The following is a 14366-nucleotide window of genomic DNA, read 5'->3' as shown; positions in this document are numbered from 1 at the left end:
TCCCCCCGGCTCCGCCCGCTCCGCCCTCGGCCGCGTCGCAGCCGTCGGTGCCGCTCGCCGACTCCGCGCCGCCGGCCTACGGGTCGCCGCCGCCGCCGCCCGCGTACCCCTCGGCGCCCGCCTACTCCTCCGCGCCCGGCCACCCCGCCGCCTACGCGGCCGCTCCGGCGCCCGTCGTCCCCCGCACGCTGAGCCTCGTCGGGATGATCCTCGGCATCGTCGGCCTGGTCATCACGCTCTTCGCCGCCGGTTTCGGCTTCCTGCTGTCGGCTCCGGCCGTCGTGCTCGGCTTCCTCGGACGCCGGCGCGAGCCGGCCGCGCGCGGCTTCGCGCTGACCGCGATCATCACCGGGTTCGCCGGCATCGCCGTCTCGCTGATCTACCTGGCGGTCTTCCTCGTCTTCGTCGTGGTCGCCCTCGCCGCCGGCACCTCCGGCTACTGAGCCGGCGCGGGCCGCTCGACGCGCTCCGCGAGCAGCGCGCGGTGGCGCCCGGCGATCCGCGTCAGGATCAGCACCGCGCTGCCGGTGCCGGAGAGGCCCAGCCGCTTGCGGAAGCGGGCGGGGTCGACGTCCACCCCGCGCTTCTTAATCTCGAGCACGCCGATGCCGCGGGTGCGCAGCTCCTTCGCCAGCGTGCGCTCGTCCAGCGGCAGCTCGGCGAGGACCCGGAAGCTGCGGAGGAAGGGCGAGGCGGCCGCATCGTCGCCCGTCAGATAGGCGATGCCGGGCGAGAGCATCCGCGAGCCGCTGGAGCGCGCGAGCTCGCCCAGGAGGCGCGCGCGGATCGCGGAACCGTCCGGCTCGTGCACGAACGCGCCGAGGGGGCCGACCTCCTCGTCCTCGCTGTCGCCCGCCGCGGTGAGCTCGGAGGAGCCGGCCGCGCCGAGCAGCAGAGCGGAGCGGCGCACGCCCGGGCGCGCCAGAGAACCGAACCAGATCCCGGTCTCGACCAGCTCCCCGTCGACCGAGACCCACTGCGCCTCGGCGTCCCGCGGCAGGCGCTCGCGGTCGAAGCCGGGACCCACCTTCACGCCCACGGGACGGTGCTCGGCCAGGCCGAACGCGAAGTCGAGGGAGGGGGAGTAGTCGTCCGGATCGTCGAGCCGGCGGGTCTCGCGGTGGCCGGCCGTGCGGCGTGCCGGGTCCAGGTAGACGGCGTCGAAGCCGTCGAGGTCGAAGGCCTCGGCCGTCGAGTGCACGGCGCTCGCCGCGGGGAACGGGGCGAGGTTGAAGCTGGCCAGGGTCGCGGTGACCTCGTCGGCCTCGACGGCGGTGACCGCCAGGTCGATCGCGGCCATCGCGAGGGCGTCGCCGCCGATCCCGCTGCCGAGGTCGGCGACGCGCGCCGCTCCCGCCGCGGCGAACCGGCCGGCGTGCAGGGCGGCGACGCGCAGCCGCGTCGCCTGCTCGAGTCCCGCGTCCGTGAAGAGCATCGAGCGGGCGAACTCTCCGAACTTCGCCTCCGCCTTCTGCCGGAGCCTCGCTTGGGTGAGCACCGCGGCGACGAGGACGGGGGAGTGGCCGGCGGCCCGGAGGCGTGCCACGGCCCGCACCAGGTCGTCGGACCGGTAGCCGTCGAGGGAGTCGAGGAGCCGGAGGCCCTCGGGGGAGAGGAGCTCGACCAGCTCGTCGCGTCGCATCCGGCCATGGTAGGCCACGGCCTCCCGGCGGGTCCGCCGCTCCGCTTGGCACTCTGATTGCACGAGTGCCAGCGGAGCCCCTACGATGGATCTAGCACTCTCGGAGCGTGTGTGCCAGAACCGCGTTCCGCCCACATCGTCGTCAAGAAAGAGGTCAACCGTGTCGGTGTCCATCAAGCCGCTCGAAGATCGCATCGTCATCAAGCAGGTCGAGGCGGAGCAGGTGACCGCTTCCGGTCTCGTCATCCCCGATACCGCCAAGGAGAAGCCGCAGGAGGGCGAGGTCGTCGCCGTCGGACCCGGTCGCATCGACGACAACGGCAACCGCGTGCCGCTCGACGTCGCCGTCGGCGACAAGGTGATCTACTCCAAGTACGGCGGAACCGAGGTCAAGTTCGGTGGCGAGGACCTGCTGGTCCTCTCCGCTCGCGACGTCCTCGCGGTCGTCGTCCGCTAGGCAGCATCCCTCGGAAGGGCCCGTCGACCTCGGTCGGCGGGCCCTTCCGTCGTTCCCGGTCCTCCTCGCGACCAGTGGCCTGATCCGCCCGCTGCGGGGCCGTCCTCCCACCCCGCGCCTGCGTAGCATCGGGGGAGTGACCAGCTCCCGCACCCCTGCCGAGGCCGTCTCGCCGTCCCCTTCGGACGTGCCCGTCGGCGAAGGAGTGGAGGCGCTCGGAGCGGCGGGACGCCCGGGCGGGATGTCCGGCACGGGGCTGCTGTTCGCGTTCTCGGCCTACCTGCTCTGGGGTGCGATGCCCCTCTACTTCATCGCGATGGCGCCGGCCTCGCCGTTCGAGATCGTCGCGTTCCGGGTGCTCTTCTCGCTCGTCTTCTGCGTGATCCTGCTCACGGTCCTCCGCGGCTGGCGCTCCTTCGGCGCGCTGCTGCGCCGCCCCCGCCTGCTCGGCGTGATGGCGATCGCGGGCGTGCTCATCTACGTCAACTGGCAGGTCTACGTGATCGCCACGACCACGGGCCATGTCATCGAGGCGGCCCTGGGCTACTTCATGAACCCGCTGGTCACGGTGCTGCTGGGCGTCCTGGTGCTGCGCGAGCGCCTCCGGCCACTGCAGTGGGCCGCGATGGGCGTCAGCGCGGTCGCGGTGCTGGTCATCGCGGTGGGCTACGGATCCTTCCCGTGGATCTCGCTCGCCCTCGCCTTCTCGTTCGGCCTCTACGGCCTGGTGAAGAGCCGCGTCGGCGGCACGGTGGACGCGGTCGGCGGGCTGACGCTCGAGACGCTCTGGCTGACGCCGCTCGCCGTGGTGCAGCTGGCGGTCGTCGGCTCCACGGTGGGGCTGACCCTGACGACGGAGGGGACGGGGCACGCCCTCATCCTCGCCTCGGCCGGGATCGTCACGGCCGTCCCGCTGCTCCTGTTCGCGGGCGCCGCCCGGCGCCTCCCGCTGTCGATCGTCGGCTTCGTGCAGTACCTGACGCCGTTCCTGCAGTTCCTCGTCGGGGCCTTCGTCCTGCACGAGGAGATGCCGCTCGAGCGCTGGATCGGCTTCGCGCTGGTGTGGGCCGCCCTGGCGATCTTCTCAGGCGACCTCGTCGCCGCGGAGCGCAGACGGCGCCGATCCTCCGTCTGATCTGCGGAACGCGTCGTCCTGGCGCGGCGCGACAGCGGAATGGTAACGATCCGGTCGCGAAACGTATTGGTAACACCCCTGTATTGTTCACGGCTGCTTCGAAGGTTAGGTTGGCCGAGCGGTTGCCACCGGCGCCGCTCCCACTGACACACACCTCTCAAGGAGCAACATGGGCGTTTACGCGAAGGCCGGCTCGGCCCGCGCGCGGTCCCTCCGGGCAACCCTCGGCGGCGTCGCCATTCTGGGCGCCAGCGCTCTCGTCCTCGCCGGCTGCGCCGGCGGCGGCGACAGCGGATCGAGCGGCGACAGCGGCTCGGGCGACCTGTCCCTCAAGATCGGCACGATCCTCCCGCAGACCGGCACCCTCGCCGTCCTCGGCCCGCCCGAGATCGCGGGCGTCGACCAGGCGGTCGTCGACATCAACGACGCCAAGGCCGGCATCACGATCGACGTGGAGCAGAAGGACTCGGGCGACACCACGACCGACATCGCGACGCAGTCGGCCACGTCCCTCATCGCCGACAACGTCTCGGCCATCATCGGCGCGGCGTCCTCGGGCGTCTCGAAGACCTTCATCGACCAGGTGACCCAGGCGGGCGTCGTCCAGATCTCGCCGGCCAACACCTCGCCGGACTTCACGACCTACGACGACGACGGCTACTACTGGCGCACCGCTCCCTCGGACGTGCTCCAGGGCCGAATCCTCGGCAACAAGATCCTCGGCGACGGCAAGACCAACGTCTCGATCCTGTACATGAACGACGCGTACGGCACCGGCCTCGAGAAGAACATCAAGGAGACCCTCGAGGCGGGCGGAGCATCCGTCGCGGCCGAGGAGATCTTCGAGCCGGCCTCGACCGACTTCAACTCGGCGCTGACCTCGGTCCTCGCCCCGAACCCCGACGCGCTGGTCGTCATCTCGTTCGACGAGATCAAGACCATCGCGGAGCAGCTCTCGGCCAAGGGCTTCGACTTCTCGAAGCTCTACGGCACGGACGGCAACTACGGCGTCATCGGCGAGTCCGACACCAACGTCGACATCGCCGGCGCCCAGTTCACCAACCCGGGCGTCCAGGCGTCCGAGGACTTCCAGGGCAAGCTGCAGTCGCTCGTCGAGTCGCAGGGCAACGACGCGCTGACCGTGTTCAGCTACGCGCCGGAGTCGTACGACGCCACGGTCCTGACCGCTCTCGCCGCGCTCCAGGGCAAGGCGACGGACGGTGCGACCATCCGCGACAACCTCATGTCGGTCTCGGAGGGCGGCACCAAGTGCACGACCTTCGCCGACTGCGCGAAGCTCATCGCCGACGGCGAGGACGTCGACTACGACGGCCTCTCCGGCCCGATCTCGTTCGACGAGAACGGCGACACCAGCGAGGCCTCGGTCTCGATCTACAAGTACGGCACGGGCAACACCACCTCCTTCAAGGAGACCGTCGAGGGTTCGCTGAACTGACGACGCGGTGACGCGGCTCCTGCCGCATCCCTGAGGGGCTCGGTCTTCGGACCGGGCCCCTCCGCCGTTCCCGGAGCGGAGAGCAGGAGACGCGCCGGTCGTGCGGACGCAGCGAGGCGCGGCGGTCGTCCGGGAGGGTGGCCGCTGTCGGGTGCGGGCGGACGGCTCCGCGGCGTCCAGGGCCCGGCGTGGCGTCGAGGAGCCACCCGGGAGGAGGAGCGGCTCTGACGGCCTGTACGCGCCTCCGAGCGCCTCTCCCGGCCTCGAGGGGGCGCCCTGCCGAACCGCGGGCGGGAGCGACGACGTCGAACGGGAACGCAGAAGCGCGCGCCCTCCAGTGGGAGGACGCGCGCTCGTGGAGTGCGGAGGGCCTAGGAGGCGCGGAGCAGCTCCGCCTCCTGCGCCAGGCGGTACGTGACGAAGGAACGGCTGTAGTTGCGGCGCTTGCCGCCGGTGGTCTCGGCGATGACGACCTGGGCGTAGACGCCGACGACGCGCCAGCGCTCGTAGTCGCCGATCGCACCGGTGCCGAAGCCGGCTCCGAGTTCCACAGGGGCGGGGGTGTATCTCTTCATGGTCGGCTCCTTCGAGGCGGACGACGCGGCGCTCGAGGCGCTGCGGGGAGGGGAGGAGATCGGCGGCCGATCGCGGTCCCTACCGGGGGAGAGGGGAGCGGGACGTCCCCCTGCAGGGCTGTCCCGTGTACCCAAAACTACGGCAGGCAGGGCGATATCCTGTCCCCCTCGTGGGTGTCGCTGGTGCGGAGAGACTCTCGCTGTCCTGCCCTCGTCCCGCGGACAGGAGACCGAGGGTCCGGCCCGCCGTTCCGCCGACTTCCCGGGGGTTCGGCGGGCATCGCGGAGAGACCGGTGAAGGCCTGTCCGCGCCGGGAGAGCGGCCCCCCGCCTCCCTTCTGCGGCACCCCTTGCCGGCGCGTGAACGGGCACTGCGACAGCTTTCCCGCCCTGCTCCGAGTGGTCTCCGAGCGGCACGGCGCCCTGGGCGAGCGGCCCCGCCTCCGCCCCGGAGCCGCACCGGCCCCTCGGCCCCGCTCGCGCCCGCTCCGCGCCCCGGCAACGACGAAGGGCCCGCCGTCCGGAGACGACGGGCCCTTCGCAGCGGGGGTCAGCCGCCGACGGTCGGGGTGCTCGTGGTGACCTCGTTGGTCGTCGCGAGCGTGCCCAGGTAGAGCTCGATGACCTTCGGATCGTTCATCAGCTCCCGGCCCGCGCCCTCGTAGGCGTCGCGGCCCTGGTCGAGGACGTAGCCGCGGTCGCAGATCTGCAGCGCCCGCCGCGCGTTCTGCTCGACGATCATGATCGAGACGCCCGCGCGGTTGATCCGCTGCACGTTGACGAAGGTCTCGTCCTGCCGCATCGGGGACAGGCCGGCGCTGGGCTCGTCGAGCAGCAGCATCGACGGGTCCATCATCAGAGCCCGCGACATCGCCACCATCTGGCGCTCACCGCCCGAGAGCGACCCCGAGCGCTGCTTGAGCCGCTTGCTGAGCTCCGGGAAGAGCTCGGTGACGAACTCGAGCCGCTCCTTGTACAGCTTCGGCTTCTGGTACATGCCCATCTCGAGGTTCTCCTCGATGGTGAGCGACGGGAAGACGTTGTTGTTCTGCGGCACGAAGCCCACGCCCTTGGACACCAGCTTGTCGGCCTTGAGGCCGGTGATGTCCTCGCCGTTCAGCAGGACGGTGCCCTGGCGGATGTTGACCAGGCCGAACATCGCCTTCAGCAGCGTCGACTTGCCGGCGCCGTTCGGGCCGATGATCCCGACGAGCTCGCCGCGCTTCACGTAGACGTTCGAGCCGTTGAGGATGTTGACCCCCGGCACGTAGCCCGCGTGCAGATCGTGCGTCTCGAGGGTGTTCGGAGTCGTCGTGTCGGCGGTCATCTCTCGTCCTTCTCGAATTCGACGGCCGGGGCGTCGGTCGTCGGGGCGACGCTCGTCGGCGCGGAGGCCGACGGGGACGCCGTTCCGGCGGCCGGAGCGTCGTGGCCGGGCGTCGGGACGCCGGCCTGCTCCGCCTGCCGCTCCACGTCCTCGCGGACGAGGTCGGAGTCCATCTCCTCGGCGATCTCGAGCTGGCCCTCGATCGTGCCCAGGTCGGTGTCGTGGTGCGCGCCCAGGTACGCGTCGATGACGGCCGGGTCGTTCATCACGGTCGAGGGCGGGCCCTCGGCGACGACCTTGCCCTCGGCCATCACGATCACCCAGTCGGCGATCGTGTTGACCATGTGCATGTCGTGCTCGACGAAGAGCACGGTCATGCCCTCGTCCTTCAGGTTCACGATGTGACCCAGGAGCGACTGCGTCAGCGCCGGGTTCACCCCGGCCATCGGCTCGTCGAGCATGACGAGCTCGGGCTCCGACATCAGCGCCCGCGCCATCTCGAGCAGCTTCTTCTGGCCGCCCGACAGGCTCGACGCGTAGTCGTCCCGCTTGGTGTCCAGCTTGAACTTCTCGAGCAGGCGGATCGCGCGCTGCTCGATCGAGTCCTCCTCCTTCGACCACAGCGGGCGGATGAGCGAGGTGAAGATGTTCTCGCCCTTCTGCCCCTTCGCGCCGAGCAGCATGTTCTCGAGCACCGTCATGCCGCCGAGCGCCTTGGTGAGCTGGAACGTGCGCACCATGCCCATCCGCGACACCCGGTAGGCCGGGACGTTGGCGAGGTTCTTGCCCTTGAAGTTCCACTTGCCGGTGTTGGGCTTGTCGAAGCCCGTCAGCAGGTTGAAGAACGTGGTCTTTCCGGCCCCGTTCGGGCCGATCAGGGCGGTGATGGATCCGCGGGGGATCTCGAGGTGCTCGACGTCGACCGCGGTCAGGCCGCCGAAGCGGCGGCTGACGTTGTCGGCGACGACGATGGGGTCCTTCTTCCTGACCCCGGGGACGATTGCTTCCTCGGTGATGTCCGAGACCGGCGTCTTAGGCAAAGTGCAGATCCTTCTTCTTGCCGAAGATCCCCTGGGGTCTGAAGATCACCAGGAGCATGAGGGCTACCCCCACCACGATGAACCGGATGGGTCCGGTCTGCACGGTGGTGAGGCGGATGAGGTCGTTGTTGAGGACCCCGGTGTCGATCCCGAGCGTGAGCAGTCCGTCGGTCAGACCGAGGACGACCCAGAAGATGATCGAGCCGACGACGGGTCCGAAGACCGTCGCGGCGCCGCCCAGCAGCATGATCGTGTAGAGGAAGAACGTGAGCTGGGTGCCGTAGTTGTCGGGCTGGAGCGAGCGGGGGAGGATGAACAGCGCTCCTGCGAGGCCTCCGAGCACGCCGCCCAGGATGAGCGCCTGGATCTTGTACGAGAAGACGTTCTTGCCGAGCGAGCGCACGGCGTCCTCGTCCTCGCGGATGCCCTTGATGACGCGGCCCCAGGGGCTGCGCATCAGGAGGAACACCAGGAGGCAGGCCAGGAGCACGAGGCCCCAGCCGACGATCCGCACCCACCACTGGTCCTGGCTGTAGGTGAGGACGCCGATGCCCCAGCGGCCCTCGGGGAGCGGGTTGAGGTCGTTGAACGCCTTCGCCGCGCCGTTGATGCCCTCCGAGCCGCCGGTGATCGCCGAGAACTCGGGGGTCTTGACCGAGAGCCGGATGATCTCCGCCGCCGCGATCGTGACGATCGAGAGGTAGTCGGCCCGCAGCCGCAGCGTCGGGATGCCCAGGATGAGCGCGAAGACGGTCGCCGCGACGATCGTCGCGAGGAAGGAGCCCCAGACGGGCCATTCGAACTTGACCGAGGTGATGGCGAAGGCGTAGCCGCCCACTGCCATGAAGCCGGCCTGTCCGAAGTTGAGCAGCCCCGTGAATCCGAAGTGGATGACCAGGCCGATGGTCGCCAGCGCGTACGCGGCGACAGTGGGATCGACGATCTGCCCGATCGCCAGCCAGATGAAGTTGAGGTTCATGGTGTCCTAGCCGATCCGTTCCTTGCGGCCCAGGATTCCCTGCGGCCTGACCAGGAGGATGATGATCATGAGAACGAGCGGAGCCACGTACTTGAGGTTCTCCGGGATCCAGATCGTCGAGATGTTCATCATCAGTCCGATGATGAGCGAGCCGACCAGCGCGCCGTAGGCGGAGCCGAGTCCGCCGAGCGTGATCGCCGCGAAGATCAGCAGCAGGATCGACGCTCCCGTGTCCCAGCGCAGCGACTGGTAGTAGCCGATGTAGACGCCCGCCAGCGCGGCGAGAGCGCCCGACATCACCCAGACGACGCGGATGACGCGCTCGACGTTGATGCCCGAGGCGGAGGCGAGGGCCCGGTTGTCCGAGACCGCCCGCATCGCCTTGCCGATCTTCGTCTTCGTGAGGACGTAGGCCACGGCGACGATGCAGACGACGCCGACGACGGCGCCGACGATGTCGGTGAACTTCAGGCTGATCCCGAGCTCCGGCACCGTGAAGAACGGAGCGGTGCTGTTGGGGAGCGAGAGGCGGTCGGCTCCGAAGAAGAAGACGAACACGTAGCGCAGGGCCAGCGAGAGGCCGATCGTCACGATCATCAGCGGGATGAGCTGGATGCCCTTCTTCCGCAGCGGCTTCCAGAGCAGTCCGTCCTGGACGAAGCCGAAGGCCCCGCCGAGGATCACCGCGATCGGGATGGCCAGCAGCGCCGGGAGTCCGAAGACCCCGGAGAAGAGGTATGCCATCAGCGCGCCGAAGGTGACCAGCTCGCCGTGGGCGAAGTTGTTCAGGCCGGTCACGCCGTAGATCAGCGAGGCGCCGATCGCCGCGAGGGCGATCAGGAGCCCGAAGATCAGGCCGGTGACGACCTTCGGCCAGAAGATGATCCAGAACGTGTCGGCCGACACCGGCTGGTTCACCGCATTGGACGTGCCGTCGGGGTTCGTCGCGTCGTTGCCGGTCGTGCCCTCGGTCGCGGGGCTCGTCGGAGCCGCGGAGTCCGTCGGGACCGGGACGGTCGCTCCGGAGCCCTTCGGGTTGGCCGTCGAGACGATGAAGTTGACGATCTGGTTCTGCGAGGCGACGATCTTCACCTGCTTCGGGTTCTGACCCGCGGCGGGGTAGCCCTTGTCGGCGGGCAGGGACTCCTCGTCGACGGTCACCGTGTAGGTGCCCGCGGCGTCGAGGGGGAACGTGGCCCGGCCGTCCTCGCCGGTGGTCACGGTCGCGGAGGCGTCGCCGCCGATCTCGACGGTCACCCCCGTCAGGTTCTCGTTCGTCCCCTGCACGCGGACCCAGGCGATGATCGACTGGTCGGCGGTGGTGGCGGCGAGTGCGGCGGGGGCCGCCGCGGCGATCCCGGTGAGGGTCGCGGCGAGCAGACCCAGGGCCAGGAGCCGGTCTCGGAGCCTCGGGCGTCTCCTATCCACGGGGCGCCTCCCGGTCCGTCGGATGCAGGGTCGTCGAGCGCTGGCGGCGCATCGAACGGCTGGCTGTGAGCAAGACGTCTACCTCTCGTCAGGGTGCACAGACGGATGGGGTCTCCGGGCACGCCCGAATCGCCGTCGTCAAACAACGTTGGTTGACCATACGTTCCGCATGTGTCGGCGGTGTTTCACCGTCCGCACTTACGCGTGACGACATTATGAGGGAGAGGAGAGCGCTCCAGCGCCCATCCGCGGCCCGGCGGCCGCGCCGTCGAGGAATACCGCGGGCCTCACGGCGCTTAAGATCGAACAACCGTGGCGCTCGTGAGCGGACTCCTCCCGTCCTCTCCGGGCTCCCGCACTCGACCTGCTAAGGGGCATTGATGGACCAGCCGGATCCCTTCGGATTCCTCGGACTCACCTACGACGACGTCATGCTCCTCCCGGGGCACACCGACGTCATCCCGAGCGAGGCCGACACGGCCTCCCGTCTCACCAAGCGCATCAGCGTGGCGACCCCGTTGCTCTCCGCGGCGATGGACACCGTCACCGAGGCGCGCATGGCGATCGCGATGGCCCGCCAGGGCGGCCTCGGCGTCCTGCACCGCAACCTCTCGATCGCCGACCAGGCCGACCAGGTCGACCGGGTGAAGCGGAGCGAGTCGGGCATGGTCTCGAACCCCGTCACCACCACCCCGGACGCCACCGTCGCCCAGGTCGACGACCTCTGCGGCCAGTACCGGATCAGCGGCCTCCCCGTCGTCGACTCCACCGGCGTGCTCGTGGGCATCATCACCAACCGCGACATGCGCTTCGTCTCGCCGTTCGAGAAGGCGACCACGCTCGTCCGCGACGTGATGACCAGCACCGGCCTGATCACGGGCCGCGTCGGCATCCCCGACAGCGAGGTCATCGCCCTCTTCGCGCAGCACAAGATCGAGAAGCTGCCGCTCGTCGACGCGCAGGGCAAGCTCGCCGGCCTCATCACGGTCAAGGACTTCGACAAGTCGGAGCAGTACCCCAACGCCACGAAGGACGACGAGGGCCGCCTCCGGGTCGGCGCCGCGATCGGCTTCTTCGGCGACGCCTGGCAGCGCGCCACCGCCCTGCTCGACGCGGGCGTCGACGTGATCGTCGTCGACACCGCCAACGGCGACTCCGCCGGCGTGCTCGACATCATCCGCCGCCTGAAGTCCGACTCCGCGTTCGCCGGCGTCGACGTCATCGGCGGCAACGTCGCGACCCGCTCCGGGGCGCAGGCCCTCGTCGACGCGGGCGCCGACGCCATCAAGGTCGGCGTCGGCCCCGGCTCGATCTGCACCACCCGCGTCGTCGCCGGCGTCGGAGTCCCGCAGGTCACCGCGGTCTACGAGGCGTCCCTCGCCGCGCGCGAGTCCGGCGTGCCGGTGATCGCCGACGGCGGCCTCCAGTACTCCGGCGACATCGCCAAGGCGCTCGTCGCCGGCGCCGACACCGTGATGCTCGGCTCGCTCCTCGCGGGCTGCGAGGAGAGCCCCGGCGACCTCGTGTTCCAGAACGGCAAGCAGTTCAAGACCTACCGCGGGATGGGCTCCCTCGGCGCCCTGCAGACCCGCGGCGAGCGGACCTCCTACTCGAAGGACCGCTACTTCCAGTCCGACGTGCCCACCGACGACAAGCTGATCGCCGAGGGCATCGAGGGCCAGGTGCCCTATCGCGGCCCGCTCGCGAACGTGGCGTACCAGCTCGCCGGCGGGCTCCGTCAGTCGATGTTCTACGTCGGAGCGCGCACCATCCCCGAGCTGAAGGAGCGCGGGAAGTTCGTGCGCATCACGGCGGCCGGGCTGAAGGAGTCGCACCCGCACGATGTGCAGATGGTGGTGGAGGCGCCGAACTACCGGCGCTGAGAGGTCTGGTGGGGCCGGCGGCGGATCGGGATCGCGGCCCCTCTGCCCGATGGGCCTGCGGCCCATACGCCCACCACGCCGGAGGGGCCGCGATCCCGATCCGCCGCCTCCCTCCGGGAGACGAGCACCGGTCCTCGGCTGAGGGGCGGGGTACGCAGCGCGAGCGGCGCGAGGCGCCGCCGCGACTGCGGGGGGAGGCTTCCGCCTGTGCCGACGGGGGAGTGGTCGTGCGCCGCGCGCGAGCGCGACGGAGTGGGGACGGGCTTCCCGCCTTGCAGCGAATGGTGGTGGCGGCCGCGCAGGCTTCACCTGTTGGTGGAGTGCGCCCGCTCGCGTCGATCGCGGCCCGGTGAGGAGCCCGGTAGGAGCGGTGACCGGCGATCGTTCCGCCGGATCGTCGACGCGCGGGCGTACGCCTCTGCGGAAAGTGGCCACTCGCCCGGGCCGATCGCGGGCAAGCGATCAGGGCGTCCCGTGCAAGGTGGGAGAGATGACCGGCTATCCGCTTTCCGGCGGATCGGCGTAGCGCGGACGTAGGACGCTCTGTGGAACGCGACCGTTAGCTCGGGCCGACCGCGGGCGGGCGGCGAGCGGAGCGAGGAGCGAGCCGCGGCTGACGCCGCTGAGCGGTAGCCGGCGGTCCGCGTGCGAGCGGATCGTCGTAGCGCGGACGCGGGACGCTCCGCGGACCGCGACCATCCGCTCGGGCCGACCGCGGGCGAGCGGCGAGCGGCAAGCGGAGCGAGGAGCGAGCCACAGCTGACACCGCTCAGCGGTAACCGGCGATCCGCGTTCCAGCGGATCGGCGTAGCGCGGACGCAGGACGCTCTGCGGAACGCGACCGCCCGCTCGGGCCGACGGCGGGCGAGCGACGAGCGGAGCGAGGAGCGAGCCACAGTAAACTCAGCGTCATGGAGATCGAGATCGGGCGCGCCAAGCGCGCCCGCCGCGCGTACGCCTTCGACGACATCGCCGTCGTCCCGAGCCGCCGGACGCGCGACCCCGAGGTCGTGTCGGTGAAGTGGTCGATCGACGCGTACCAGTTCGCGACGCCGATCCTCGCCGCGCCGATGGACTCGGTGGTGTCGCCGGCGACGGCGATCCGGCTCGGGCATCTGGGGGCGCTGGGCGTCCTCGACCTCGAGGGTCTGTGGACGCGGTACGAGGACCCGGAGCCGCTGCTCGAGGAGATCCGCCGGCTTCCGGCCGAGACCGCGACGCAGCGGATGCAGGAGATCTACTCCGCTCCGATCCGCCCCGAGCTGGTGACCGCGCGCCTGGCCGAGATCCGCGCCGCGGGCGTGACCGTCGCCGGGGCCCTGTCGCCCCAGCGGACCGCGGAGCTGTACCAGACCGTCGTCGACGCCGGGGTCGACGTGTTCGTCATCCGCGGCACGACCGTCTCGGCCGAGCACGTCTCGCGCGACACCGAGCCGCTGAACCTCAAGAAGTTCATCTACGAGCTCGACGTGCCCGTCATCGTCGGCGGCGCCTCCACCTACACCGCGGCCCTGCACCTCATGCGCACGGGCGCCGCGGGTGTCCTCGTCGGGTTCGGCGGCGGTGCCGCCTCCACCACCCGCACGACGCTCGGCATCCAGGCTCCGATGGCGACCGCGGTCGCCGATGTCGCCGGCGCTCGCCGCGACTACCTCGACGAGTCGGGCGGACGCTACGTGCACGTCATCGCGGACGGCGGCCTCGGCACCTCCGGCGACATCGTGAAGGCCGTCGCGGTGGGCGCGGACGCCGTGATGCTCGGCTCGGCGCTGGCGCGCGCGACCGACGCTCCGGGCGGCGGCTGGCACTGGGGCGCGGAGGCGCACCACCCGCAGCTGCCGCGCGGCCGCCGCGTCGAGGTCGGCACCGTCGGCACCCTCGAGCAGGTCCTCTACGGCCCGGCGACCGGCGCCGACGGCACGGCGAACCTCATCGGCGCCCTGCGCCGCTCGATGGCGACGACCGGCTACTCCGACCTCAAGGAGTTCCAGCGGGTCGAGGTCGTCGTCGCGCCGTACCAGCCCAGCTGACGCTCACCGACCGAGGCGATCCTGACCGTCGAGGCCACCGCGAACAGCGGGCTCCCTCGACGGCCCGGGAGTCCCTGGACGCGGCGGACGCCGGCGCGGGCCGGCCGGACGGGCTGGCGTCGTAGGCCTCGCGCCAGCCCGGCGGACGACGCTGCGGACCCACGCGCGGATCCGGTCCTCCCGGCGCTTCTGGGCGAGAAGCACGTGCTCGGGCGAGCGGCCCCCGAGGAACGCCGGGTCGGTTCGGATCGACGGCGGTCTGCGCGAGATCCGAGACGGCGAGTCCGTCGATCAGTGCGGGTGAGGGCGGACGCGCGCTCCGCGACGCCGTTCCACGTCCGGCTGCCCGGGTCCGTCGCCCCTCGACATGCACGGTCTCCGCAAGAGGCTCGACCAAGGGGCGTCCCGGACCGC

12 protein-coding genes are annotated in these 14366 nt (G+C 70.8%); 6 read left to right on the top strand and 6 right to left on the bottom strand.

Translation table 11 applies throughout. The annotated features are described in order from the left end of the window. A partial coding sequence (locus C5C29_RS17235) for a hypothetical protein (protein WP_104308505.1) occupies positions 1-443 on the top strand: 443 nt, incomplete at its 5' end. On the opposite strand, the gene C5C29_RS14450 is transcribed toward C5C29_RS17235, so the two are convergent. Beyond that, positions 437-1642 carry an SAM-dependent methyltransferase gene (locus C5C29_RS14450; protein WP_104224725.1) on the bottom strand — a complete coding sequence of 402 codons (1206 nt, stop codon included), beginning with the start codon at positions 1640-1642 and terminating at the stop codon, positions 437-439. The genes C5C29_RS17235 and C5C29_RS14450 overlap by 7 nt on opposite strands. Before the next feature lie 160 nt (positions 1643-1802). Here C5C29_RS14450 and groES point away from each other — a divergent pair, with 160 nt between their 5' ends. The 3 genes from groES to C5C29_RS14435 all read left to right on the top strand — a co-directional run bounded on the left by groES (position 1803) and on the right by C5C29_RS14435 (position 4690). Continuing rightward, positions 1803-2099: a co-chaperone GroES gene (gene groES / locus C5C29_RS14445; RefSeq protein WP_097167691.1), complete on the top strand. Its 297-nt coding sequence runs from the start codon at positions 1803-1805 to the stop codon at positions 2097-2099. Positions 2100-2340: 241 nt separating this feature from the next. Beyond that, the gene (gene rarD, locus C5C29_RS14440; protein WP_104224726.1) at positions 2341-3234 is read left to right on the top strand and encodes an EamA family transporter RarD; all 894 of its coding nucleotides are present in this window, start codon (positions 2341-2343) and stop codon (positions 3232-3234) included. A 169-nt stretch (positions 3235-3403) separates the two neighbouring features. After that, a complete protein-coding gene (locus tag C5C29_RS14435) occupies positions 3404-4690 on the top strand; it encodes an ABC transporter substrate-binding protein (RefSeq protein ID WP_104224727.1) in 1287 nt (428 codons plus the stop codon). A 371-nt stretch (positions 4691-5061) separates the two neighbouring features. On the opposite strand, the gene C5C29_RS14430 is transcribed toward C5C29_RS14435, so the two are convergent. The 5 genes from C5C29_RS14430 to C5C29_RS14410 form a co-directional block, all read right to left on the bottom strand. Then, positions 5062-5265 (bottom strand): hypothetical protein, encoded by a 204-nt coding sequence (locus C5C29_RS14430; protein WP_146076626.1) that lies wholly within the window; start codon positions 5263-5265, stop codon positions 5062-5064. Between the two features lie 550 nt (positions 5266-5815). After that, positions 5816-6592 (bottom strand): ABC transporter ATP-binding protein, encoded by a 777-nt coding sequence (locus C5C29_RS14425; protein WP_104224729.1) that lies wholly within the window; start codon positions 6590-6592, stop codon positions 5816-5818. Then, positions 6589-7632 carry an ABC transporter ATP-binding protein gene (locus tag C5C29_RS14420; protein WP_104224730.1) on the bottom strand — a complete coding sequence of 348 codons (1044 nt, stop codon included), beginning with the start codon at positions 7630-7632 and terminating at the stop codon, positions 6589-6591. The genes C5C29_RS14425 and C5C29_RS14420 overlap by 4 nt, the downstream gene beginning before the upstream one ends. Beyond that, entirely contained in the window at positions 7625-8611 is a 987-nt protein-coding gene (locus C5C29_RS14415; RefSeq protein ID WP_104224731.1) for a branched-chain amino acid ABC transporter permease, read from the bottom strand. The genes C5C29_RS14420 and C5C29_RS14415 overlap by 8 nt, the downstream gene beginning before the upstream one ends. Before the next feature lie 6 nt (positions 8612-8617). Further along, the gene (locus C5C29_RS14410; protein ID WP_104224732.1) at positions 8618-10039 is read right to left on the bottom strand and encodes a branched-chain amino acid ABC transporter permease; all 1422 of its coding nucleotides are present in this window, start codon (positions 10037-10039) and stop codon (positions 8618-8620) included. Between the two features lie 380 nt (positions 10040-10419). Here C5C29_RS14410 and guaB point away from each other — a divergent pair, with 380 nt between their 5' ends. Beyond that, entirely contained in the window at positions 10420-11922 is a 1503-nt protein-coding gene (gene guaB, locus C5C29_RS14405) for an IMP dehydrogenase (RefSeq protein ID WP_104224733.1), read from the top strand. Positions 11923-12833: 911 nt separating this feature from the next. Then, positions 12834-13952: a GuaB3 family IMP dehydrogenase-related protein gene (locus tag C5C29_RS14400; protein ID WP_104224734.1), complete on the top strand. Its 1119-nt coding sequence runs from the start codon at positions 12834-12836 to the stop codon at positions 13950-13952. Positions 13953-14366 lie beyond the last annotated feature (414 nt).

This window comes from Rathayibacter sp. AY1H2 (assembly GCF_002931985.1).
Taxonomy (GTDB): domain Bacteria; phylum Actinomycetota; class Actinomycetes; order Actinomycetales; family Microbacteriaceae; genus Rathayibacter.
The sequence above is the reverse complement of the archived record's forward strand: the minus strand, read 5'-3'. Positions and strand labels throughout refer to the sequence as shown.

What these genes read in the sequence shown, in the direction of transcription:
- C5C29_RS14415 (WP_104224731.1), bottom strand. Translation starts at nt 8,611, where the DNA reads ATGAACCTCAACTTCATCTGGCTGGCGATCGGGCAGATCGTCGATCCC.
- C5C29_RS14435 (WP_104224727.1), top strand. Translation starts at nt 3,404, where the DNA reads ATGGGCGTTTACGCGAAGGCCGGCTCGGCCCGCGCGCGGTCCCTCCGG.
- C5C29_RS14430 (WP_146076626.1), bottom strand. Translation starts at nt 5,265, where the DNA reads ATGAAGAGATACACCCCCGCCCCTGTGGAACTCGGAGCCGGCTTCGGC.
- guaB (WP_104224733.1), top strand. Translation starts at nt 10,420, where the DNA reads ATGGACCAGCCGGATCCCTTCGGATTCCTCGGACTCACCTACGACGAC.
- C5C29_RS14400 (WP_104224734.1), top strand. Translation starts at nt 12,834, where the DNA reads ATGGAGATCGAGATCGGGCGCGCCAAGCGCGCCCGCCGCGCGTACGCC.
- C5C29_RS14450 (WP_104224725.1), bottom strand. Translation starts at nt 1,642, where the DNA reads ATGCGACGCGACGAGCTGGTCGAGCTCCTCTCCCCCGAGGGCCTCCGG.
- rarD (WP_104224726.1), top strand. Translation starts at nt 2,341, where the DNA reads ATGTCCGGCACGGGGCTGCTGTTCGCGTTCTCGGCCTACCTGCTCTGG.
- C5C29_RS14425 (WP_104224729.1), bottom strand. Translation starts at nt 6,592, where the DNA reads ATGACCGCCGACACGACGACTCCGAACACCCTCGAGACGCACGATCTG.